The organism is Kitasatospora sp. NA04385 (assembly GCF_013364235.1).
Taxonomy (GTDB): Bacteria; Actinomycetota; Actinomycetes; order Streptomycetales; family Streptomycetaceae; genus Kitasatospora.
This window is the reverse complement of the sequence record NZ_CP054919.1, coordinates 6,371,663-6,395,001: the sequence shown is the minus strand read 5'-3', so window position 1 is coordinate 6,395,001 and position 23,339 is coordinate 6,371,663. Positions and strand designations below refer to the sequence as shown.

Annotated in this window: 20 protein-coding genes; 5 read left to right on the top strand and 15 right to left on the bottom strand. The window is 74.4% G+C overall.

All coding sequences use genetic code 11. The annotated features are described in order from the left end of the window. Positions 1 to 488 precede the first annotated feature (488 nt). Positions 489 to 986: a hypothetical protein gene (locus HUT16_RS28325; protein ID WP_176190876.1), complete on the top strand. Its 498-nt coding sequence runs from the start codon at positions 489 to 491 to the stop codon at positions 984 to 986. A gap of 161 nt (positions 987 to 1,147) precedes the next feature. Here the strand turns inward: HUT16_RS28325 and HUT16_RS28320 are convergent, their stop codons facing one another. Both HUT16_RS28320 and HUT16_RS28315 read right to left on the bottom strand, forming a co-directional pair. Then, positions 1,148 to 1,525, bottom strand: coding sequence for a hypothetical protein (locus tag HUT16_RS28320; RefSeq protein ID WP_176190875.1), 378 nt, complete (start codon positions 1,523 to 1,525; stop codon positions 1,148 to 1,150). Between the two features lie 108 nt (positions 1,526 to 1,633). Continuing rightward, positions 1,634 to 2,512, bottom strand: coding sequence for an immunity 49 family protein (locus tag HUT16_RS28315; RefSeq protein ID WP_176190874.1), 879 nt, complete (start codon positions 2,510 to 2,512; stop codon positions 1,634 to 1,636). A 410-nt stretch (positions 2,513 to 2,922) separates the two neighbouring features. Here HUT16_RS28315 and HUT16_RS28310 point away from each other — a divergent pair, with 410 nt between their 5' ends. Beyond that, positions 2,923 to 4,230, top strand: coding sequence for an SUKH-4 family immunity protein (locus HUT16_RS28310; RefSeq protein ID WP_176190873.1), 1,308 nt, complete (start codon positions 2,923 to 2,925; stop codon positions 4,228 to 4,230). A gap of 347 nt (positions 4,231 to 4,577) precedes the next feature. After that, positions 4,578 to 5,792, top strand: a complete 1,215-nt coding sequence (locus tag HUT16_RS28305) for a hypothetical protein (protein WP_254898026.1) — start codon at positions 4,578 to 4,580, stop codon at positions 5,790 to 5,792. 48 nt (positions 5,793 to 5,840) lie between these two features. Here HUT16_RS28305 and HUT16_RS28300 read toward each other — a convergent pair whose 3' ends face one another. From HUT16_RS28300 to htpG, 3 genes are all read right to left on the bottom strand, one after another. Further along, the gene (locus tag HUT16_RS28300; RefSeq protein WP_254898025.1) at positions 5,841 to 7,796 is read right to left on the bottom strand and encodes a transglycosylase domain-containing protein; all 1,956 of its coding nucleotides are present in this window, start codon (positions 7,794 to 7,796) and stop codon (positions 5,841 to 5,843) included. Between the two features lie 262 nt (positions 7,797 to 8,058). Next, positions 8,059 to 8,544 (bottom strand): hypothetical protein, encoded by a 486-nt coding sequence (locus HUT16_RS28295; protein ID WP_176190870.1) that lies wholly within the window; start codon positions 8,542 to 8,544, stop codon positions 8,059 to 8,061. Positions 8,545 to 8,683: 139 nt separating this feature from the next. Beyond that, positions 8,684 to 10,525 carry a molecular chaperone HtpG gene (htpG, locus tag HUT16_RS28290; protein ID WP_176190869.1) on the bottom strand — a complete coding sequence of 614 codons (1,842 nt, stop codon included), beginning with the start codon at positions 10,523 to 10,525 and terminating at the stop codon, positions 8,684 to 8,686. 213 nt (positions 10,526 to 10,738) lie between these two features. Here htpG and HUT16_RS28285 point away from each other — a divergent pair, with 213 nt between their 5' ends. After that, positions 10,739 to 11,221, top strand: coding sequence for a hypothetical protein (locus HUT16_RS28285; RefSeq protein ID WP_254898024.1), 483 nt, complete (start codon positions 10,739 to 10,741; stop codon positions 11,219 to 11,221). A gap of 161 nt (positions 11,222 to 11,382) precedes the next feature. Here the strand turns inward: HUT16_RS28285 and HUT16_RS28280 are convergent, their stop codons facing one another. After that, positions 11,383 to 12,111, bottom strand: a complete 729-nt coding sequence (locus HUT16_RS28280; protein WP_176190868.1) for a ribonuclease H — start codon at positions 12,109 to 12,111, stop codon at positions 11,383 to 11,385. Between the two features lie 207 nt (positions 12,112 to 12,318). Continuing rightward, positions 12,319 to 13,743 carry an MFS transporter gene (locus HUT16_RS28275; protein ID WP_176190867.1) on the bottom strand — a complete coding sequence of 475 codons (1,425 nt, stop codon included), beginning with the start codon at positions 13,741 to 13,743 and terminating at the stop codon, positions 12,319 to 12,321. Between the two features lie 203 nt (positions 13,744 to 13,946). Between HUT16_RS28275 and HUT16_RS28270 the strand changes: the two genes are divergently transcribed. Beyond that, entirely contained in the window at positions 13,947 to 14,951 is a 1,005-nt protein-coding gene (locus HUT16_RS28270) for a helix-turn-helix domain-containing protein (RefSeq protein WP_176190866.1), read from the top strand. Between the two features lie 19 nt (positions 14,952 to 14,970). Here the strand turns inward: HUT16_RS28270 and HUT16_RS28265 are convergent, their stop codons facing one another. The 8 genes from HUT16_RS28265 to HUT16_RS28230 form a co-directional block, all read right to left on the bottom strand. Continuing rightward, positions 14,971 to 15,378: a cold-shock protein gene (locus HUT16_RS28265; protein WP_176190865.1), complete on the bottom strand. Its 408-nt coding sequence runs from the start codon at positions 15,376 to 15,378 to the stop codon at positions 14,971 to 14,973. A 346-nt stretch (positions 15,379 to 15,724) separates the two neighbouring features. Beyond that, entirely contained in the window at positions 15,725 to 16,354 is a 630-nt protein-coding gene (locus HUT16_RS28260; RefSeq protein ID WP_176190864.1) for a DUF4232 domain-containing protein, read from the bottom strand. 462 nt (positions 16,355 to 16,816) lie between these two features. Then, positions 16,817 to 17,701: an ABC transporter permease subunit gene (locus HUT16_RS28255; protein WP_254898023.1), complete on the bottom strand. Its 885-nt coding sequence runs from the start codon at positions 17,699 to 17,701 to the stop codon at positions 16,817 to 16,819. Further along, a complete protein-coding gene (locus tag HUT16_RS28250) occupies positions 17,698 to 19,374 on the bottom strand; it encodes a hypothetical protein (protein WP_176190863.1) in 1,677 nt (558 codons plus the stop codon). Before HUT16_RS28250 ends, HUT16_RS28255 begins: the two co-directional genes overlap by 4 nt. Continuing rightward, complete coding sequence (locus HUT16_RS28245) at positions 19,371 to 20,324, bottom strand: ABC transporter ATP-binding protein (protein ID WP_176190862.1); 954 nt, start codon at positions 20,322 to 20,324, stop codon at positions 19,371 to 19,373. The genes HUT16_RS28250 and HUT16_RS28245 overlap by 4 nt, the downstream gene beginning before the upstream one ends. Positions 20,325 to 20,550: 226 nt before the next feature. Beyond that, positions 20,551 to 21,171, bottom strand: coding sequence for a dihydrofolate reductase family protein (locus tag HUT16_RS28240; RefSeq protein ID WP_176190861.1), 621 nt, complete (start codon positions 21,169 to 21,171; stop codon positions 20,551 to 20,553). A gap of 195 nt (positions 21,172 to 21,366) precedes the next feature. Next, entirely contained in the window at positions 21,367 to 22,098 is a 732-nt protein-coding gene (locus HUT16_RS28235; RefSeq protein WP_176190860.1) for a response regulator transcription factor, read from the bottom strand. Then, entirely contained in the window at positions 22,095 to 23,315 is a 1,221-nt protein-coding gene (locus HUT16_RS28230) for a sensor histidine kinase (RefSeq protein WP_254898022.1), read from the bottom strand. Before HUT16_RS28230 ends, HUT16_RS28235 begins: the two co-directional genes overlap by 4 nt. Positions 23,316 to 23,339 lie beyond the last annotated feature (24 nt).

Below are 23,339 nucleotides of genomic sequence, written 5' to 3'. Positions count from 1 at the left end.
TCCGCCCCTGTCCGTAGGGCACCGATGCTCCGGCATGCATGACCGCACATCGATGACGCACCATCCGTGCCCCGACATCGATGACGCGACATCGGTGACGCGTCATCCGTGTCTCGACACCGGTGACGCGGCATCAGTGACCCGTCACGCATGACCTGGCATTGATGCCACAACACCCGTGCTGCGTCATCGGTGCCGCAACACCTGTGCCCCGACACCGACCTGAGCCCGGCGCCCCGCCGGCAAAGCCGTCCTGAGCAGTTCGGCCGACACCGCGGACGCTGCGGATACGAACGGGTGATTTTCGCCGACCCGGTCCAGGTCGGGGGCCCGGAGGGCGGGGCCTTGTCCGGCAAGGGGTGTGACGGCGTGTCCGGCGGCGCGGGGCGGGCGACACGGGGAGTGATGCCTGGGCACTCTCCGTGTCCGATGTGTGGTGATGTGGGCCCGCCCCCGGGCACTCCCGCCCGGACCGAACTGGAGGAACCATGTCCCGAACTGCCAAGACCAAGGGGATCATCGCGCTCGCCGTCGGCACCGCCGCCGTCGTCGCCGGTGTCCCCGCGCTCGCCGGTGCGGCCACCACCGACGCGCACCGGGCCGCCCCGCCCGCCCTCACGATCGACTTCACCGGCACCAACTCGGCGGGCGGCGCGGCCAGCGCGGTCGGCGCGGGCTTCGGCGGCACCGCCACGGCCAAGGACGCCTCGGGCGCGACGGTCGCCACCGTGTACGACCAGTGCACCAAGGACGTGGTCACGGCGGACTCGGTCACCGCCTTCTGCACCGCCGACCTGGTCTTCACCGACGGCGACCAGGTGACCTTCACGGCGGTCGTCCCGATCGACAACCCGCTGACCGCCAAGTACCCGAAGAAGTTCGACGGCGTCATCACCGGCGGCACCGGCGCCTACCAGGGCCTCACCGGCGCGGTCCACATCACCAACACCGCCGCCGCGGTCTACGAACTCGGCTGGGACGCCTGACCGCACCCGCCCCACCCGGGGGAGCCGCCGAGCCCACCGGCGGCTCCCCCACCGTGACCGACCCGCTGTGACCGACCCGCTGTGACCGACCGGCCGTGACCGACCCACCGCGACCAACCGGCCGGGGCCGACCAGCCCGGGCCGACCGACGAGGGCGCGGGTCAGATCTGCGGGCGGCTCATCGTCTGGATCTCGCTGCCCGCGCTCTGCGTCCGGTCGCCGAGGGCGTTGATCCGGTCCACGGTGTCGGCCTCGTTGGCGGCGTGGTTGTCGGCCATCACCTGGAGCTTCTGCCCGACCTCGCCGAGCCGCTGGGCCAGGGAGTCCATCGACTCCTTCATGCCGTCGCGCAGGCCCTCGTAGACGATGCCGAACTTCTCGCCGAGGTCGTCGTCCCCCCACGGCGGGTCGCTGTCCTCCAGCGCCGACAGCCGCGACTTCATCTGGTCGACGGTCCGCTGGAACGACTCCCCGATCGACTCCAGGTTCTTGCCCTGCCCGCGCAGGTTCCCCTCATCGACGACGATCTGCTGCGACACCCGAACTCCCCTGCGTCCCTCGTCCGTTCCGACACCGGCCCCGCTCCGTCGCGGGGCCCGTCACCACTGTGCCCCACCGCCGCCGGTGGGGCCGCACCCGCCCGGCCGTCAGGTCGGGAACTCGCCCAGCCACTCGCGGTTGAGCAGGTACTTGGGAATGTACGGGGACTCCACCCCGATGGGGAAGTCGCCGTCGAAGGCGTGGCAGGCCATCGCGAGCGGGCCGAGCGGGAGGGCGCCGTTGGCGTCGGTCGCCCAGCTCTCGTCGGAGGTCCAGTACGTCCGGTGCGCCTCCAGGGCCGCCACCAGGGTCCGGCCGAACTCGGCCTGCTGCCGGGCGACGATCCGGCGGAGGAGGTCCAGCGGCGGGAACAGCACCTGGTCGACCAGTTCGAACGGGGCGATCCGGACGGCCTGCGGGTGCGAGGCCTCGAAGGCGAGGCCCAGCCGGTCGATCAGGTCCGGCCCGCGCAGCCAGTACGACCGGAGGGCGTCGGTCCAGCGGTGGACGAAGTCGTCGTACCCGGCCCCGCCCGCCCGCAGCCGCTCCGGCGGGACCTCGCACAGCTCCTCGATCCGCTTCCGGTCCCGGCAGATGACGGCCAGCCAGAGCGTGTCCAGCCAGTTGTCCGGGTTGGCGCACGGCTGCGGGCCGAGCGCCGGGATCGAGCGCGCCCGGTGGCCGATGAAGCAGTCGACCCGGCCCTCGTCCGCACCCGTCGCCGCGAACAGCGCCGAACCCACCTGCAGGGCGGTGGTGGTGGCGGTCCAGGTCTCCAGCCGGCCCGCGTCCGGGTCGGCCAGGCAGTGCAGCCGCATCGCCAGCAGCGCGCTCTTGAAGGTGTAGTCGATCAGCTCCGCGGACTCCTCCAGGCCGTCGACGAGCCGGGCCACCTGCCCGCTCAGCTCGTCGGCGAACTCCTGGGCGTCGGCGCGGGGCACGAGATGGCGCTCGACCGTCACGACCCCGGTCTCGGCAGCGGTCATGGGTGGTTCCCCCTGTACTCGGTGTCGGGACGCCGGTGCGGCGCGGCGACACGGTCTACGGTTGCCCTCCCCGTCCGCGCCGGGGAGGCGGTTCGTGGCCCTGCCCCGGCGGAGTCCCGCCCCGCCGGGTCGCGGCGCCGGAACACGCTGCACCATGTTCAACGCACAGTCAAATGATCGCATCGGATTGGTCAAGGAACCCTCGAACTCCGCTCCGGAACGGGGAATTCGACCGACCGACCAGCCGACCAGCGAACGATGCGGAGCACCGCACCACCGGACATTCCCAACGGCAAGGCCGCGAAGGGGAATTCGCCGGACGACACCGGACACCCGTTCGTGTTCCGGGGAAACCTCCCGCTAGTCTCGGCCGGAACCCCGGGCCCGGAGCCCCCGATGGAGGAGTCGTCGTGATCACCCAGGAGCAGGCCCTCGCCACGGCCGACCGCTGGCTGAACGGCGGTGCGCCGGCCGAGCAGCAACGCGAGGTGCGCCACCGGGAGTTCGCCCTGGGGTGGGTGGTGTGGGCGGCGCCCCCGCCGCCGGAGCGGGACCCGGTGACCGGGGAGCGGCGGCCGCCGGCCGAGATCGGGGCGGCGTGCGGGGTGGTGGACCGGGAGACCGGGGAGCTGAGCGTGTGGTCGTCGGTGCCGGTGGAGGAGGTGGCCCGGGCGTACGAGGCGCGGCACGCCGAGCGGGTGCGGCGGTCGGGGCCGCCCGCGACCGGGCCGGGGAACACCGCGGTGGCGACGTACGTGGACCCGGCGACCGGCGGGGAGGTGTCGCTGTTCCGCCTCTCGGCGCCGGGCCTGCCGCCGGCGGAGTACCAGGTGGCGGCCGAGCTGCGCCGGCTGGGCGTCCCGGCGGGCAACGTGGTGGCGGTGCACACGGACCTGCGCCCGGCGTCGCTGCCGGGCGGGTACCCGGCCGCGCTGCTGGAGCAGGCGTTCCCGAACGCCGAACTCTCCTGCGGGTTCCCGTACGGGATCTTCGCGGACGAGCGGGCCGAGGGCGTCGCGAAGCTCGCCGACCACGCGGAGCGGACGGCCGCGCTGGCCGGGCAGCAGCCGCCGCCGCGGCCGTGCCGGGTCCCGGCGCCGCGCCCGGGCGAGGTGGAGCCGGCTCCGGCGGTGCGGGACGTGGCGCTGGGGCGGCGGGTCGCCGAGGCGTTCGGCGCGGTGGTCAGGTACGACGCGGACGACGTGGCGGCCAGCGCGCTGCCGGAGGCGGCGCGTTCGACCCTGGTGTGGGCGGGGCTGCCCGCCGAGGTGCCGCTGTTCTTCGTCGCGGACCGTCCGAAGGCGCCGCCCGCGGGCGGCCTGTTCGCCGATCTGCGCACCCACCTGTCGTCCGGTGACGCCGAGTTGGACCCGCAGCTGCTGGACGTCCTGGCGGGCTGGAGCCGGATCGGCTCGGACGGGCTGTGCGTGGTGGCCGTGCAGTGCAACGACCACGACGGCCGGGCGGGTTCGGTGTGGGCGGTGCACCCGCGCACCGGCAGCGGGCGGTACGTCAACGCCTCGCCGTCGGCGTTCCTGCGCAGCCTGGAGGCGCTGGTGCGGGCCCGGACCGCGCTGCCCGGGCTGGACCCGTACGCGGCCGGGGCGGTGGTGGCGTCCCTGCAGGGCGAGTTGGCGGCGATCGACCCGGACGCGTTCCACAAGGAGTCGGCCTGGTGGAGCGTCGTCGTCGAGCAGATGTGGCACGGCCTGTTCTGATCCGAGCCGCGGCCCGCACCGACTCCGGCCCGGACTCCGACGCCCACCGACTCCGGCTCCGACGCCCACCGGCTCCGACTCCGGCTCCGGCCCGCACCGGCTCCGGCCCGCACCGGCTCCGGGCCCCCGCGGACTCCGGGATTCCGCAACCGGCCCGGGTGACCTGCGAATTCGGCCTCCGGCGACAACCGCCCCCCGCCCGCCGTCGTCCAATAAAAGGATGGTGCGATGTCCGGTCATGCCGCCGCAGAGGCGCGGCAGGACGGCGGAGCGGGACGGGAAGCAACGGGACAGTGAAGAACCACAGGCACGGAGAGAGGGCCGGTAGCCGGAGCCGGACGGTCAAGGTGTCGCTGGCGGTGCTCGCCGGCTGCGCGGTCACCGCGCTCGCCCTGACGCTGGTGCTGGACGACGGCGCGGACCGGACCGGGCCGGTCTCCTCCGAGGCCGCCCGGCCGGGCGCCGGGGCCTCCGCGTCCGCCTGGGACGGCAAGGTGAAGGTGCTGGGCGACGGCTCGATGTCGGACAGCGGGCCGCAGCCGCACCAGTTGAAGGTCGAGAAGCTGAAGCCGGGCGAGAAGCCGCCGCAGTTCGTGGTGTTCTCCTGGGACGGCGCGCTGGAGAACGACGACCACCTGTTCTCCCGCTTCCGGGAACTGGCCGAGGCGAACGACGCGACGATGACGTTCTTCCTGAGCGGCATCTACCTCGTCCCGGTCGAGAAGAAGAACCTCTACCAGGCGCCCCAGCACTCCCCCGGCAGCGCCGCGATCTCCTTCCCGACCGACGCGCACGTCAAGGAGACCCTGGAGCAGCTGCGGCTGGCCTGGCAGGACGGCGACGAGATCGGCACCCACTTCAACGGCCACTTCTGCACCGACGCGGGCGACGCCGGGGGCGGCTCGACCTGGAGCGTGGAGGACTGGAAGAAGGAGATCGACCAGGCGTACTCGTTCGTCGCCCACTGGAGGACCAACACCGGCTTCTCCACCGAGGCCCCGCTGCCGTTCGACTACGCCAAGGAGCTGGTGGGCGGCCGGGCCCCCTGCCTGGAGGGGCAGAAGAACCTGCTGCCGGCCGCGAAGACCTACGGGTGGCGCTACGACGCCAGCTCCCCGGGCGAGTTCCAGGTCTGGCCGTCGAAGGTGGACGGCATCTGGAACTTCCCGCTGCAACTGCTGCCGTTCGGCAGCACCCAGGTGCTGTCGATGGACTTCAACTTCCTGGCCAACCAGTCGGGCGCCAGCACCGAGGGCGACCCGAAGAAGTACGCGGCGTGGGAGAAGCAGACCCGCGAGGGGTACCTGGACGGCTTCGAACGGGTCTACAACGGCAGCCGGGCGCCGCTGTTCATCGGGAACCACTTCGAGACCTGGAACGGCGGCATCTACATGCAGGCCGTCCAGGACGTGATGGAGACCGTCTGCAAGAAGGACGGCGTGCGCTGCGTCTCGTTCAAGGAGCTGGCGGACTGGATGGACGCCCAGGACCCGAAGGTGCTGGACCAGTTGCGCCGACTGGACCCGGCCCAGTCGCCCGACTGGCCGAGCTACCTGAAGTGACCCGGGCGGGGCGGGCGCACCCTCCCCGCCCCGCCCCCTCCCCGCCCGTCAGTGCGCGGCGTCCTTCGCGTAGGCGGCCCAGATGCCGGCCGGGATCGCCGAGTCGGGGGCGTTCGGCGCGGCGCCGCCCACGCCGTCCAGCGGGAGCAGCTCCAGGGTCTTCAGGTCGAGCCGGAACAGGGTGACCGCGGTGGTGACGCTGCCCCGGTAGCCCACGTACCAGCCCGCGTCGCGCTCCTGGGTGGTGCCGGTCTTCCCGGCGCCGTCCGGGGCGGCCTGGCGGACCTCCTTGGACGCGCCGTCCTTGACCGCGCCGTGCAGCGCGGTGTCGACCTCGGCGGCCACCGCGGGGGTGACGGCCTGGACGGCCTTCGGCTTCTCCACCGGCACGTCGCTGCCGTTCTGGCTGACGCTGCTGACCGAGTAGGGGTCGGTGCGCCGGCCCGCGGCGTCGAAGGCGGTGTACGCGTCGGCGAGCCGGATCGCGCTGGGGGTGGAGTTGCCCAGCGTGTAGGCGGGCGTCAGGTCGCCCATGCTCTCCGGCAGCAGTCCGAGGTCGAGGGCGGTCCGGCGGACGTTGCCCAGGCCGACGTCCATGCCCAGTTGCTGCACCGGCCCGTTGACGGACTGCTCGACGGCGGTCCGCAGCGAGACGCTGCCCCAGTTCCGGCCGCCGTCGTTGGCGGTCTTGGCCTTCTTCCCGTCCCGCCCCCAGTAAGGGCCCTCCGGGGTCTGCAGCTCGACGCCGTTGTCCCCGTTGTACTTGGTGGTGGGCCCGACGGACGTCCGGCCGCCGTCGCGTTCGCGCTGGACGCCCTGGCCCAGGCCGGCCGCGTACACCAGCGGGGCGAAGGCCGAACCGACCGGCACGTTCACCGTGTTGGCGTTGTCGAAGCCCTGTTTCAGGTAGTCGGGGCCGCCGTAGACCGCGAGGATGCGGCCGTCGGTGGCCACCGAGGCGGCGCCCAGGTGGACGTTCCGGTCGGCGGGGCGGCCTTCGGGGTCGAGCCCCTTCTCGGCGGTCTCGACGGCCTCGGTGAGCGCGGTCTCCCGGGGCTTCTCGAAGGTGGTGTAGATCTGGTAGCCGCCCAGGTCGAACCGGGCCGGTGAGATGTCGGCGTGGCTCTGCACGTAGCTCTTGGCCAGGTCGACCAGGTAGCCGGTCTGGCCGTTCAGCCCGACCAGCGGAGGCACCGGCCGGGGCTCCGGGAACCGGGTGTACTTGGCCCGGTCGGCCGCCGACAGCTTCCCGATCTTCACCATCCGGTCCAGGATCCACGACCAGCGCTCGACCGCCCGGGCGTGGTTGTCCGCGCTCGTCGCCGGGTCGTACAGCGAGGCGCCCTTGAGCAGCGAGGCCAGGAACGCGCCCTCGCTGACGTCGAGTTCGGAGACGTCCTTGCCGTAGTACGCCTGCGCGGCGCGCTCGATGCCGTAGCTGCCGCGGCCGAACCAGCTGATGTTCAGGTAGCCGCCGAGGATCTCCTCCTTGCTGACCTGCTGGTCCAGCTTCAGCGCGATGAACATCTCGTCGAGCTTGCGGGAGAAGTCCTGACGCTGGTTCAGGTAGGCGTTCTTCACGTACTGCTGGGTGATGGTCGAGCCGCCCTGGGTGTCGCCGCCCGAGCCCATCCGGTAGACCGCGCGGGCGATGCCCTGGAAGGAGATGCCCGGGTCCGAGTAGAAGGTCTCGTTCTCGGCGGCCAGCACCGCCCACTGCACCTGGTCCGGCACCTGGTCCAGCGGCACGTCCTGCCGGTTGACCAGCCCGGTGCGGGCCATCTCGGTGCCGTCGGCCCAGTAGAAGACGTTGTTCTGCTGGGTGGCGAAGGAGTTGAGGTCGGTGGGGATGTCCGTGGTCGCGTACATCACCCCGGCCGTGGCCACCAGCAGCCCGAACGCCCCGCCCGCCAGCAGCAGCAGTTGCCGCCAGGACGGCAGCCAGCGCCGCACGCCCCGGCGGCCGTCGCGCGGGTAGTCGATCCGGTGCCGCCAGTCCGGCACCCAGCGGCGCCGACCCTCCCGATCGGCCCGGGGGCAGTTCGACCGCACCCGCAACCCCCGCCACCGACCAGCCACCATCAACACTCCGATTCCCTTGCGGGGGCGTCCCCTGCCCACAGCTCAGACGTCCCCCACCCCACCACACGTTTCACCCGCACCCCTGTGACGGCCGTCACGAGGAGCCGGATCGTGACGGCGGCGGGCGGAATTCTCATGAACGGGAAGGACGGCGGGAGTTCCGCCGGGGCCCGCCCGCACCCGGTCAGTGCGCTGCGGTCATCGCCTTCGCGTGGGCGGCGAACAGCTGCGCGGTGGTGCGGGTGGGGTTGGCCGGGTCGTTGTTCCACATCACGCGGTGGCCGTCGTAGTCGGGGTAGAACGAGCCGTCGTCGACCCGGCGGCCGAACTCCTCGACGACGACGGGCTTTCCGAGCCTGCGGCCGACGGCGAGCAGCCGGCGCGGGGCCGGCGACTTCACGTAGGCGCTCACCTCGCGGGCCCAACCGAGCAGCGTGGCACCGGACTTGTCGCTGCGGCAGCGCGGCTCGTCGGTGAGCTCCCAGGCCATCACGGCGGGGTCGTCGGCGTAGCGCAGGCCGGTGTGCCGGTCGCGGCGCCGGATCACGTGCTTGGCCCAGGCCCGGTACGCCTTGCGGCAGTTGGCGTCGGTGTAGAACCTGTCGCGGTTGGTGCCGTGGCCATAGGAGTCGTCGGCGAGGCCGAGGAACCAGCAGACGTACTGCTGCATGCCGCCGTAGTCGGGCCAGTTGTTGACCAGCGAGCGGAACTTCCGCCCGTCCAGGCGCAGTTCACCAGCGCGCGCGGTGACGAAGGAGCCACGGCCCCGCCCCCGGGAGTGGACGGGGGCGGGGTCGCGGCCGGGGGTGTCAGACCGTGCGGGCCAGCCGGTCGGCGAGCAGCTTGGCGAAGCGGGCCGGGTCGGCGAGGTCGCCGCCCTCGGCCAGCAGGGCGGTGCCGTAGAGGAGTTCGGCGGTCTCGGTCAGAGCCGGATCGTCGGCGCGCTCCTCGTGCGCGGTGCGCAGGGCGGCGACCAGGGGGTGGTCGGGGTTGAGTTCGAGGATCCGCCGGGCGGCCGGGACGTCCTGGCCCATCGCCCGGTACATCTTCTCCAGGGTGGGGGTGAGCCCGTCGGCGTCGCTGACCAGGCAGGCCGGCGAGTTGGTGAGGCGGCTGGTCAGCCGGACGTCCTTGACCTCGGCGAGCGTCTCGCCCAGCCAGCCGAGCAGCGGCGCGTAGGCACCGGCGCGCTCCTCGGAGACCTCCTCGGCGGGCAGGTCGACGGCGCCGCGGGCGACCGAGCTGAACTCCCGGCCCTCGTACTCGGGGACGCCCTCGACCCAGATCTCGTCCACCGGGTCGGTGAGCAGCAGGACCTCGTACCCCTTGGCCCGGAACGCCTCCAGGTGCGGGGAGTTCTCGACCTGGGCGCGGCTCTCGCCGGTCATGTAGTAGATCTTGTCCTGGCCGTCCTTCATCCGGGCGACGTAGTCGGCCAGGCCGACCGGCTCCTCGCCGGCGGTGCTGGCGAAGGAGGCGACGTCGAGGATGGCCTTGCGGTCCTCGGCCGGGTCGAGCAGGCCCTCCTTGACGGCGGGGCCGAACTCGCGCCAGAAGGTGCGGTACTTGTCGGCGTCGCCGGTCATCATCTCCTTGATGGTGGCCATCACCTTCTTGGCGAGGCGGCGGCGGATCAGCTGGATGTGCCGGTCCTGCTGGAGGATCTCGCGGGAGATGTTCAGCGACAGGTCCGCGGCGTCCACCACGCCCTTGACGAAGCGCAGGTGGTCGGGGAGCAGTTCGCGGCTGTCCTCCATGATGAACACCCGCTTGACGTACAGCTGGACGCCGTGGCGGCCGTCGCGCTGGAACAGGTCGTGCGGGCGGCGGGCCGGGACGAACAGCAGCGCCTCGTACTCGAAGGTGCCCTCGGCCCGCATCCGGATGGTCTCCAGCGGGTCGGTCCAGTCGTGCGCGATGTGCCGGTAGAACTCGCGGTACTCCTCGTCGGCGACCTCGGAGCGCGGGCGGGCCCAGAGCGCCTTCATCGAGTTGAGGGTCTGCTCGCCGCCGTCGGGGGCGGCGGCCCGGATCGGGAAGGCGATGAAGTCCGAGTAGCGCTTGACGATCCGCCGGACGGTGGCCAGGTCGGTGTAGTCGTGCAGCCCGTCCTCGTCGTCCTCGGGGCGCAGGTGGACGGTGACCGAGGTGCCCTCGGGCGCGTCCTCGACCGTCTCGACCGTGTAGGTGCCCTCGCCGGCCGACTCCCAGCGGATGCCGGTGGGCTCGCCCGCCTTGCGGGTGACCAGGGTGACCCGGTCGGCGACCATGAAGGTCGAGTAGAAGCCGACGCCGAACTGGCCGATCAGCTCGGCGGGTTCCTTGCTCTCGCGCAGGCGGCGCAGCGTCTCGGCGGTGCCGGAGCGGGCGATGGTGCCGATCAGGCCGACGACCTCGTCACGGGTCATGCCGATGCCGTTGTCGCGGACGGTCAGCGTGCGGGCGTCCGGGTCGAGGGCGAGGGCGATGTGCAGGTCGTCGGCGCGCAGCCGCTCCTCGGTGAGTCCGGCCAGGCGCCGCTTGTCCAGGGCGTCCGAGGCGTTGGAGATCAGCTCGCGCAGGAAGACGTCCTTGTTCGAGTAGATCGAGTGGACCATCAACTGCAGCAGCTGCCGTGCCTCGGCCTGGAACTCCAGCGTCTCGGTGGTCATGGGGTCCTTTTCGTCGGATTCGCTAGGGTGACGGTGCGGATGCGGGAGCACGCGCTCCGTGGCAATCTGGCACACCGGCGGCGGCCCGGACAAACCCCGTGGAAGGTGGGTCCAGACCCACCCGGTCGTACGGGCAGGCCCATGTCGGGGCGGCCGCGCGCTCCGTAGCGTCGATGGCACACCGACACCACGAGACGCGGGGAGCCCGGCACCATGGACACCACCACCGAAACCGCCGCTGCGCACGGCACCACCGGCACCATCGACGCCACCGGCACCGGCACCGCCGCCGGACCGGCTGACGCGCGGACCGGGGAAGTGCTCGACACCGTCCGGACCTGCCTCACCCTGTTCGGGGCGGTCGGTGCGATCGTCCTCGCCACCGTCGCCGTGATGGCCGCCACCGGGCACCAGACCAGCGCCTTCATGTGGGTGCGCGGCGCGATCCTGTTCCTGGCGACCTTCCTGCTCCACCGCTACCTCGGGCGGGCCCGCGCGGGCGACGCCAAGGCGTTCGACCGGCTGCGCACCCTCTCGGTGGTCTCCCCGATCGCCGTCATCGGCGTCGACCTGGTCCCCGGGCTGTGCCCGGCCTGGTACGCCGTGCTGCAGGGGCTGTCCGCGCTCGCGCTGGTCGGCGTCGCCTTCCTGACCCGGGGCGCCGTGCTCCGGGCGGCGTTCCCCGCCACGAAGTGACGGCGGGGGCGGGGCGGGTCTGCGGCCGGGGCCGGTCTACGGCCAGGACGGGTCTACGGCCGGGGCCGGGCCGGAGCGGGGGGTGACCTCGGCTCCGGCCCGGCCCCGGCCGCTGCGGCCGCTCGGGCTGTACGGGCTGCTCCGGCCGCTCGGGCTCGGCGTCAGGCGTGGGCGGCGGCGCAGTCCGGGTGACCCCAGCTGCCGCCCACCTTGGTGATCGTCTCGCCCTTGCCGTAGGAGCGCCCGCACGGGCACCGGCCGGGGAACTTCGCGGCCAGCGTCCGGCCGCCACCGCCCGTCGAACTCCGCTTCACCGCAGCGCCGTTGGCGCCGGAGGACGAAGCGGACGCGGCGGACGCGGAACCGGCGGCCCGGCGGGCGCGCGGGGCGGGGGCGGCCGCCGGGTCGGGCACCGGCAGGTCGGCGGCGGTACCGGCGGCGGACTGCTGGGTGCGGGCCGCGTCGCTGGCGGCCTTGTCGGCGATGGCGTTCAGCGGGTCGCCGTCCACCTGGTGGGCGGGCACGTAGACGAACTCGACGTCCCGGCCGGACAGCAGCGCGTCGATCCGCTGGATCAGCTCCTGGTTCGCGACCGGCTTGCCGGCCGCGGTCTTCCAGCCGTTGCGCTTCCAGCCGTGCAGCCACTTGGTGACCGCGTCCCGGGTGTAGGTGCTGTCGAGGCGCACCTCCAGCGGGGCCCCCGGGTCGGTGGCCTCCAGCAGGCGTTGCAGCGCCGTCAACTCCCCGACGTTGTTGGTGTTGCGCCCCAGCGCGCCGGACTCCCAGCGCTGCGGCACGCCGTTCCCGTCCGCGACCACGAACGCCCACCCGGCGGGTCCCGGGTTGCCCTTGGCCGCTCCGTCGCAGGCGGCGATGACTCGTTCAACCATCCCTCGATCATGCCAGCCCCCACCCACGACCCGTGCCACACCACCGACCGGTTCCCCGTGGTCGGCGCGCACCGCCCCGGGAGTGCGCCTGCCGCCGCGCCTCCCGATCCGCTGCTCCCGGCGGGACGCGGCGCCCGGCCCGCGGTGCTGCCTGCGGGCCGGGCGGGAGCGGGTGAGGGGACGGACGGGTGAGGGGACGGGCGGGGCTCAGGAGGCGCGGCGGCGGAGGAAGCCGGTGGTCAGGACGCCCACCAGGACCAGGGCCGCGTTGACCAGGACGGCGAGCGTGATGCCGTCCAGGACCGCCGGGACGGACGGGTGGGCGCCGGCCCGGGCCGCGACCACCGCGCTCATCACCGGGGTGCCCACGGTGATGCCGATCTGCTGGGTCATCGTGGCCAGGCCGGTGGCCAGGCCCTGTTCGCGGTCCGGCAGGCCGGAGGTCGCGGTGACCATGAACCCGACGATGACGTACATGTTGCCGACGCCGCCGACGAAGGTCGCCGCGAGCAGCAGCCACAGCGAGGAGTGGCTCTGCCCGAGCAGCAGCAGGGCCGCGGTCGCGACGGCCTGCACCAGCCCGCCGGTCACCAGGGCGGCCCGGGTGCCGACCGCGGCGATCAGCCGGGCGGCGGTGGCGCCGCCCAGCACGGTGCCCAAGCCCAGCACGCCGAAGGACAGGCCGGCCGCGAGGGCGGAGAAGCCGAGCACCTCCTGCAGGTAGAGGGTCAGCAGGAAGACCAGCGAGGTCTCGGTCAGGAAGGCGATCAGCCCCGCCGCGTTGCCCCACACCACGCTGCGCCGCCGCAGGATCGACACCGGCACCAGCGGCGCCGCGGCCCGGCGCTCGACGGCCAGGAACACCAGCAGCAGCGCGGCGCCCAGGCCGAGCCCGCCCAGCGCGAGCGCGTCGCCCCAGCCGGCCGCACCGGCCCTGGTCAGGCCGAACACCAGGGACAGCAGGCCGAGCGTGACGGAGAGCGCGCCGGGCACGTCCAGCCTGGGCCGGACGTCCGGGCGGCTCTCCCGGATCACCCCGGGGGCCGCCAGCAGCACCGCGAACGCCACCGGCACGTTGACGAAGAACGCCCACCGCCAGGACAGCAGGTCGGTCAGCACCCCGCCGAGCACCGCGCCGGTGGTGAACCCCGCCGACATCAGCGCCCCGTTGAGGCCCAGCGCCCGGTCGCGCAGCGGCCCCTCCGGGAAGGACGTGGTCAGCAGCGACAGGCCCGCCGGGGTGACCATCGCGGTGGCCAGCCCCTGGGCGACCCGGGCCGCGATCAGCACCGCCGGACCGGTGGCCAGCCCGCCCACCAGCGAGGACGCCCCCAGCAGGGCCAGCCCGAGCAGGAACAGCCGCCGCCGTCCGAACAGGTCGGCGACCCGCCCGAACAGCAGGGTGAAGCCGGCGGCGGACAGCGCGAACGCCGTCCCGATCCACTGCAGCCCGCCCAGCGGGAGCCCGAGGCCCTCGCCGATCGCCGGCAGCGCCACGTTCAGGATCGAGAAGTCCACCGCCAGCATGAACTGGGCCACCAGCAGGACCAGCAGGACGATTCGCTGACGCTTCGTCAACTTGCTTTCGGGGGTTGTGGTTCGGGTCGCTTCGGATGCGGTGGCCGTCGCCATGGCGGGCCTTCCTCTCGTCGGGTGGCGCGTTCGGACGTTCGGCGCGATCGTCGGCGAGCTCTCGCGTGATCGCCGCGTTCGTCCGGTGACGAGAGGAGCCTCCATCGAACCGGCCGGGCCACCCAGACCCCTGCGGAAGGTAGCACCGGCAGGGATACCCTGCCCCGGCCCCGGAACCGCCCCGCGCGGGCAGACTGGACGCCATGGAGACATCGACCGCGCTCGGCGAGTACCTGCGCAACCGGCGTGCACAACTGAGCCCCGAGGAAGCCGGGTTGACCCCGTACCCGGGCCGACGGCGGGTGCCCGGGCTGCGCCGCGAGGAACTCGCCCTGCTCGCCGGGGTCAGCGTCACCTACTACACCCGGCTCGAACAGGGCCACAGCGCCAACGCGTCCGACGGCGTCCTGGACGCGCTCGCCCGCGCCCTGCGGCTGACCGGCGACGAACGCGCCCACCTCTACGACCTGGCCCGCCCCGCCCGGGTCCGGCGCGCGCCGCAGCACCGGCCCGCCAAGGTCCGGCCCGCGACCAAGCACCTGATCGACGCGATGCCGCAGGTCCCCGCCGTCGTCCTCGACCGGGGCAACGACGTCCTGGCCTGGAACGCCCTCGGCCACGCCCTGCTGGCCGGCCACCTCGACCCGGACGCCCCCGACCGGCCCGCCGACCGCCCCAACCTGACCCGGCTGCTCTTCCTCGACCCGCACACCCGCGAGCTGCACACCCGCTGGGAGGAGGACGCCAGGACCGCCGTCGCCGCGCTCCGGCTCGCCGTCGGCCGCCACCCCGAGGACCGGAGACTGGCCCAGCTGGTCGGCGAACTCGCCATTCAGAGCCCGGAGTTCGCCGCGCTCTGGGCCCGCCACCCGGTCCGCGACTGCGCCGTCGGCAGCAAGTCCCTGCACCACCCGCTGGTCGGCCCGATCGAGCTCGACTTCGAGAGCCTCCCGCTCTCCGACGGCACCACCCACCGCCTCCTGCTCTACAGCACCGCCCCCACCACCCCGTCCGCCGCCGCCCTGGCCCTCCTCGCCGGAACCCTCAGCGCGGGAACTCCGAACGCGGTCGCCCCGGGCATGGCGGCCCCGCACGCGACGGACCGGGACACGGGGGCCCCGGACACGGGGACCTCAGGCACGGGGACCTCAGGCACCGGCCCGAAGGGAGCCTTCCGGCAGCCCGGAACGGGGAGCAGCGGCAGGTAGGGGCCGCCCGGGCCGCGTCTCAGCCGATCCAGCCGTGGCTCTTGGCCAGGTGGAGCATCGCGGTGCGGACCTGGAGGATCTGGGTGCCCGTCAGGGAGGGGGCGGACTCCAGGAGCGCCTCGGTGACGTCGTCGAGGTAGTCGTCGGAGGCGAGCTGGTCGTCGTCGTCCACGCTACGGGGCACCCGGTCGGCGAGGGGGGCCACCGGGGCCTTCGGGTCGACGCCGGGGGCGAGCTGGACGGAGGAGGCCTTCGGGCCGCGGTCGCCGTCCTCGATCTCGAAGACCACGGCCAGGCCCGTACGGATGTAGGACTCGGGGATCAGCAGGTCGTTGACGTGCAGGAAGACGTCCTCCCCGCCCTTGTCGGGAGCGATGAACCCGTAACCCCGCGAACCGTCGAACCGCACCACGCGACCGGCAACCATGCCAACCCCCAGACACCTTCCGGGCCCCATGCCCGCAACCTGGGCCAGAGGATAGCCCTGTCGCGGCGGGCAAGGCGAACCAGACGTTCGGAAACCGGCAAGCACCCCGTGCGCACACCGTCACCGACCGGCCGCCCGCCGGACGAGGGGCGGTGCCGGGGTGGTGCCGGGGTGGTGCAGGGGCGCCGACGGGGCAGGGACGCAATCCTCGCGCGTTCGGGGGCGGTTCCGGATCGTGGAGAACACGCGTACCGGCCCGGAAGGACATCGCCCGGCGCGTTCGGACGGCCTGCCGCGCACGCCGACCTCGACCGGACCGCATCGACCGGCCGTCACGCCCTGGCCGTCACTCGCCCTGGCCGGCGCTCCCCATCGGGCCGATCTTGACCGGGGAGCCGCTGCCGTCCGTGACGGGCAGCGAACCGGCGCCCGGCCAGGCCAGGGTGACCGACCGGGTCTCGTCCGGCGGGGTGATCACCAGGCCGGTGATCCGGATGCCGGAGCCGCCCGAGGTGTTGGCGGGGTAGCTGATGCCGAAGTACGTCGACTTGCCGGCCTTCAGAACGCTCGCGACGACCGGCTCGCCGGAGCGCTGCGCGGACAGCGGGCCCGCCGAGGTCTGCAGGTCGACGCCCGCGTACCCGGAGATGGCGCAGTCCTTGCCGCTGTGGTTCTTCAGCTCGACCGCCACGGTGTTCTCGGCGTCGCCGCCGATGGTGCGGTCCGCGGCCGTGATGGTCAGGTCCTCGGTCCGGCACTTGGCGGTCTTCGCGGCCCCGCCGGTACCGGTCGGCGCGGGGGTGGACGCCGCACCGCCCTTCGCCGGACTGCCGCTCGGAGCGGTGGACGCGGTGGACGCGGCGGAGCCCGTGGGAGCGGTGGCAGTCGGGGCGCCCGTCTCGTCGTCCTGGCAGGCCGTGAGCGAGAGGGCGGCCGCGACGGTCAGGGTGACGAAGGCGAGCTTGCGGACGCGCATGGTGTTCTCCTCGGGGTGGGTCGGCAGTGCCGGCTGCTCGGCGCGAGCGGGTCTACGAAGGCCAGGACAGCCCCACCCGGACGAACCGTTCCGCCCGTACCGCGCCGAGGACAGTGCTGTGACACGCACGTCCGCACCCCGCCGGACCCCCTGACCGCACCCCGTCGCCGACCTGCAACGACGCTGCTCCGCGTGCCCGACCCGCCCCGCACGCCCGACGGATGCCGCACCCGCCCGCCGGAACGAATCCGTGACGCGGCAGCACTTGACCCGGCATCATGTGATTCGACATCGATGACGCGCCATTGGTGACGCGACGCCGGTGTCGCGACATTGGTGTCGCGACATCGATGACGCGCCGTTGGTGACGCGACATCCGTGACGCGCCATCACATGACACGACACGGAGGTCTGGCCGACAGCGGCCTCCATGCTGGTGTTCAGCCCTGGATTGACCGCGGATCAGGCGTCCCGGGTGCGCAGCACCACCCAGCCGAGGGCGAGCGCGGCGGCGGCCCACAGGGCCAGGACGCCCAGGCCCGGCCAGGGCCCGATCGGGAGGCGGTCGACACCCAGGGTGGCCTGGACGTTCAACCCGGCCGGCATCGGGGCGAGTTGGCGCAGGTGGCGCTGCCAGTCCGGGTCGGCGACCACCTTGATCAGGACGGGGAAGGCGAACAGCAGGCCGAGGACGGCGCCGATCGCGGTCGCGGAGTCGCGGGCGGCCGTGACCGCGCCGAGGCCGAGCAGGGCGACCAGCGCCAGGTAGAGCACCGATCCGGTGGCGGCCCGCAGGGTGGGGCCGTCGGCGAGGGTCAGGGCGGGGTAGCCGTGGGCGGCGGTGAAGCCGTTGCCGGGCAGCAGCAGCCGCGCGGCGAGCAGCGAGCCGGCCACCGCCAGCGCCCCGGCGGCGAGCACGGCCGCGGACAGCACCAGCGCCTTGGCGGCCAGGACGGCGGAGCGGCGCGGGACGGCCGCCAGGGTGGTCCGGATCATGCCGGTGTGGTACTCGTTCCCGGCGGCCAGCACGCCCAGCACGGCCGCCGCCACCTGCCCGGCCAGGACGCCGGTGAGCGCGGTGCGGGGGGCGTCGACGCCGCAGCCGGGGTCGGGACAGGTGGTGGTGGCGACGGTGCCCGCACCGACCCCGACGGTCAGCAGGACCAGGACGAGCAGCAGCCAGGCGTGGGCAGCGTCGGTGCGGAACTTGGTCCACTCCGCACGCAGGACGCGGCCGGGCGCGCGGCCGGAGGCGGAGTCGGGGGTGAGGCCGGGAGCCGGGGCGGGCGCGCGGCCGGGAGCCGGGGCGGGCGCGCGGCCGGGAACCGGGGCGGGGTGCTGCGTCATGCGTCCCTCCGGCGGACCACGAGGACGGCGGCGACCAGGGCGGCGGCGGCCCAGGCGGTCAGGACGGCGAGTCCGGCCCACGGGGAGAGCGGGTAGTAGCCGGAGTCGGGGGTGTACAGGGTGGCCACCTGCGGGAGGCGGGGCAGGCTCTGCTGGATCGCGAACCCGGCGGCGGGGGTGATCCGCAGCAGCCACTCGGACGCCCCGGTGGGCAGCGCACCGGAGGTGGCCAGTACGTACGGCAGCACCAGCGCGGCGACGACGGCGGTGATCGCCACCGCGGCGCGGCGCAGCAGGAAGCCGAGGGCGAGGGCGAGCACGGCCGCCGCCGCGAGCACCAGGCCGGTGCCGAGCACCACCCGCAGCCGGACCGCGTCCGGGACGGTGGCCACCGGGAAGCCGTGGGACGTCGACCAGGCGGTGCCGAGCGGGACGGCGAGCGCGGCGGCGGCGGTGCCGGTGAGCAGCGAGACCGCCGCGAGCAGCAGGGACTTGGCGAACAGCACCCGGCCGCGGCGGGGGGCGGCGATGAAGGTCAGGGCGATCAGGCCGCGCCGGTACTCGGCGGTGGCGGAGCCGGTGGCGACCACGGCCAGGGCGATCAGGCCGACGAAGGTGCCGACCAGGAAGTTCTCGATCACCCGGCCGCCGGCCAGGGCGGGGCCGCCGACCACCGGAGCGATGTCGCCCGCGCCGGTGACGGTGAACCCGGTGGCGTCGCTGGTGTGCCCGGCCTCGACGCCCGCCAGGTAACTGCCGGAGGTGCCCGCGTCGGTGCCGACCCGACCGCCGGTCCACCCGGCGCCCGGATCCCCGGCCCCCGTCCCCGCTCCGCCCGTCCCGTTGACGCCCGTCCCGTTGACGCCCGTCCCGTCGGCGCCCGTCCCGTCGGCGCCCGTCCCGTCGGCGCCCGTCCCGTCGACGCCCGTCCCGTCGACGCCCGAATCGCCGGCCCCCGTCCAGCCGTCGGAGAGGACGGGCGGCCCGAAGCGGCCGGTGGCGACGGCGGGGGTGAGGCCGGGGCCGGTGCCGGTGTCCTCGGCGAGTTCGGGGGAGGTGGCGAACAGGCCGACCCGGACGGTGCGGGGCAGGCCGGGGAGGCGGGCGGTGCCGATCGGCGTCCAGGTGCGGCCGTCGGCGGAGTCGTAGCCGGTGACGGTGTCGCCGGCGCGGGTCAGCCGCAGCCAGTGCGGGGCGTCGGCGGTGGGGAGGCCGGGGCGTCCGGCCGTGTCGTGGGTGTAGTCGTACTGCATCCGGACGCCGTGCCCGCCGGTGGCGGCCACCGCCGCGTACGCGGAGCCCTGGTCGAGGCCGGCCTTGACGATGATCCCGGCCTTCGCCCACTCGGCCACCGGTCCGGGTGAACTCCCTTGTTTCCCTTCGGCTTTGATGCCGGTGAGGCCGAGCACGGGGACGGTCAGGGTGCCGTCGCCGGACAGTTCGCGGTGGACGAAGGAGAAGCTGTCGTTGACGGCCTCCCCGTCGGGGCCGACCGGGAGTTCGGTGCGGCCCGGGTACGGGTTGCTCGCGGCGGTGCCGAGCAGGCCGACCGCGACGATCGCCAGCAGCGCGCCGGCCACGGTGGCGACCCAGCCGGGCACGGTGCGCAGCTTGGTCCACTCGGCGCGCAGCAGCCGCCCGAAGTCGACGGCCGGATCCAGGAGTCGTCTCATCGCCCGGCCTCCCCCGCGCTGCCGCTGCGGTACTGGACGGCGTCCCGGGTGAGTTCGAGGTACGCCTCCTCCAACGAGGCGCGGTGCGCGGCGACTTCGGTGAACGGGACGCCCTCGGTGCCGAGCAGCGCGACGATCCGTTCGGAGGGCAGGCCGAGGACGGTGACGGTGTCGGGGCCGGTGGAGCTGACGGTGGCGCCGCCGCCGGCCAGGGCCCGCACCGCGCCGTCCAGGTCCGGGGTGCGCAGGGTGACCCGGCCCCGGGAGGCGCCGGCCAGCAGGTCGGCGACGGTGGTGTCGGCGAGCACCCGGCCGCGGCCGACCACGATCACATGGTGCGCGGTGTCCTGGAGTTCGCCCATCAGGTGGCTGGAGACCAGGACCGCCCGGCCGCGTTCGGCCTGTTCGGCGAGCAGGGCGCGGATCCACTGGAAGCCTTCGGGGTCGAGCCCGTTGAAGGGTTCGTCGAGCATCAGCACCGGCGGGTCGCCGAGCAGGGCGGCGGCGATGCCCAGGCGCTGGCGCATGCCGAGCGAGAACTGTCCGGCCTTGCGTCCGGCGGCCTCGCGCAGTCCGGCGGCGGCCAGCACCTGGTCGACCCGGGCGGGGCCGATGCCCTGCGAACGGGCCAGCCACAGCAGGTGGTTGCGTGCGGTGCGGCCCGGTTGCAGGGCGCCCGCGTCGAGTAGCGCGCCGAGGTGCGCGAAGGGGCGGCGCAGGGTGCGGTAGGGGCGGCCGCCGACCAGGGCGGTCCCCTCGTCGGGGGCGTCCAGACCGAGGATCACCCGCATGGTGGTGGACTTCCCGGCACCGTTGGGGCCGACGAAGCCGGTGATCCGGCCGGGGCCGACGGTGAAGGTCATGCCGTCCAGTGCCTGGTTCGCCCCGAACCGCTTGCGCAGGCCCGCGACATGGATCGTCGCGGCCCGGTCGGTGGTGTTCTGCTCCATGGTGACCGAGCGTAGGAACCCGGGCCCGGCCGGGTCGTCACGGCCGGGAGCGGTCTTCCGGGCCCGGCGGGACGGGCACCGTCCCCCGCCGGAGCTACGGCGCCTCCCCCGCAGGAGGCGCACGGGCCTGCCACCGGGGGTCTGACGCACGGGCCCGCCACCGGAGGTCTGACGCGCGGGCCTGCCGCCGGAGGTCTGACGCGCGGGCCTCCGGCGGGGAGGCGGCTCAGCCCTCGTTCGGCTTGCTCATGTCGCCGGTGGCGGGGACGCCCTCGGCCAGGCCGTAGCGCAGCAGGACGGTGCCGCGCGGGCCGGCGGCGGGCGGTTCGAGCAGGGTGAGGTTGCTGGGGACGGCGCCGCTGCCGAACACCCGCTTGCCGCTGCCCAGCACGATCGGGTGCACCCACAGGTCGAGCCGGTCGAACAGCTTCTCCCGCAGCAGGGTCTGCACCAGGTCGAGGCTGCCCACCACCTTCACCCGCTGGTGCCGCTCGCGGACCTCCCGCACGGCGGCCGGCAGGTCGGGCCCGAGCAGCTCGGACCCGGCCCAGCTCAGCTCGGGCTTGCCGCGCGAGGCGACGTACTTCGGGACGCGGTTGAACAGCTCGGCGAACGGGTTGTCCCCGGCCTGCGGCCAGTACGCGGCGAAGATGTCGTACGTCCGGCGCCCGAGCAGCAGCGCGTCGGTGCCCCGGTAGGCGGCGTCGACCTGCGCGCCGGAGACCTCGTCGATCAGCGGGGCCTGCCAGCCGCCGAAGGTGAAGCCGTCCGGGTCCTCCTCGGGGCCGCCGGGGGCCTGGCCGACCAGGTCGAGGGTGGCGAACAGCTCGATGTCGATGCTTCCCATGGTGTGCTCCCGGGGAGTGGGTGGTCCGGTCAGGAGTGCGGACGGACCGGGACGGGCGAACTCATCGGTGCCGCCCCGTCCAGTCTCCCCCCGGTCCCCCGGCCGGTCCTGCCGCGGGCGCCCGACCGCCCGCGCTCGGCTGCCCGCACCCGACCGCCCGCACCCGACCGCCCGCACCCGACCGCCCGCGCCCGGCTAGCGGCCGCGGCCGGGCACCACCAGTCCGGTCTCGTACGCGGTCACCACGGCCTGGGTGCGGTCGCGCAGGCCGAGTTTGGCCAGGATGCGGCTGACGTGGGTCTTCACGGTCTCCTCGGTGACGGTGAGGCGGGCGGCCAGCTCCGGGTTGGACAGGCCCTCGGCGACCAGCCGCAGCACCTCGGTCTCGCGCGGGGTGAGCGTGCGCAGCCGCTCGGCGGCGGGGTGCGGCTCGGGCTCCGGAGCGGGGGCGGCCGCGGACCCGGCGCCGGGGGCCGGGGCGTCGCGGGGCGGCATGGCGGCGAACTCGGCGATCAGCCGACGGGTCACGCCGGGGGCGAGCAGTGCGTCCCCGGCGGCCACCACCCGCACCGCCTCGAACAGGCGCTCGGCGGTGACCTCCTTGAGCAGGAAGCCGCTGGCGCCGGCCCGCAGCGCCTCGTAGACGTACTCGTCCAGGTCGAAGGTGGTGAGGATGAGCACCCGGGGCGGGTTCGGGCCGTCGGCGGTGAGCTGCCGGGTCGCCTCGATGCCGTCGGTGCCGGGCATCCGGATGTCCATCAGGACGAGGTCGGGGCGCTCCTCCCGACAGGCCCGGACGGCTTCGGTGCCGTCGGCGGCGGTGCGCACGACGGTGAAGTCCGGCTGGCTGTCCAGCAGGGCGGCGAACGCGGAGCGGATCACCGGGTGGTCGTCGGCGACCACGATCCGCAGCGGCCCGGCGCTCACCGCGGCCTCCGGGGGAGGACCGCCTCGACGGCGAAGCCGCCGCCGGGGCCGGGGCCGGTGCGCAGCGTGCCGCCGACCGCGGCGGCGCGCTCGCGCATGCCGAGCAGGCCGTGCCCGCCGTACCCGCCGTGCCCGCCGTGCCCGCCGTGCCCGTCGTCGGCCGGGTCCGGGTCCGGGCCGGGGCCGTTGTCGCGCACCCGCAGTTCCAGGGCGGCGGCGGTGTAGGCCAGCTCGACGTCGACGGCGGCGCCGGGGGCGTGCCGGCGGGCGTTGGTCAGCGCCTCCCGGACGATCCGGTAGGCGGCGAGTTCCACCCCGGGGTCGAGCGGGGCGGGCGCGCCGCGCACCACCAGGCGCACCACTCCCCCGCCGGCCCGGCGGGCCTCCTCCAGCAGTTCGCCCAGCCGGGCCAGACCCGGCTGCGGGGCGCGGTCGGCGGCCTCGCCGTCCTCGCGCAGCACGCCGAGCAGGCAGCGCATCTCGGCGAGCGCGTCGCGGGCCGCGTCACCGATCTCCAGCAGCCGTTCGGCGCCCTGCGCGGGCAGGCCGGGGGTGGCCAGCCGGGCGGTCTCGGCCCGGACCGCGATCATCGACACGTGGTGGGCCACCACGTCGTGCAACTCCCGGGCGATCCTGGCCCGTTCGGCCCGCACGGCGTTCTCCGCGACGGCGCCGAGCGCCAGCCGCCGGGTCTCCTCGTGCACCGCGCGCTGCCCGCGCGCACGCCGCTGCAGACCGGCCGCGGCAACCGCCGGGGCGAGCACCGCGAGCAGCCCGAGCCGGACCCGCAGGTCGGGGTCGGAACCGGCGGCCAGCGCGAGGACCGGGAACGGCAGCGCGAGCGCGAGCGCGACCGGGAGCCGACCGGCCCGCCCCAGCCGGTACTGGGCGACCAGGACGGCGACGATCCCGACGGCGGTGACGGCGTGGAAGGCCCCGAGCGCGCCGAGCACGGCGGCGGTGACCGCCGGACCGGCCGCGGCGGGCCGTAGGAACACCAGCGGCAGCGCGGTCGCCGCGCAGAACAGGCCCACCACGAACAGCAGTTTGACGCCCAGCGCACCGCCTCCGGCCTGCTGGATCCGCTCAGCGGCGAGCCGGGGCAACGGCCCCCGCACCGCCGTCAGCTCGACGAAGGCCGCCACCATCGCCACCAGGCAGAGCAGCCCCGCCCCGTTCCGGCCCGCCACCACCCGCCGCACCGCCACCCGTCCCATGCCCGCCATTATGCCCACCGGCCC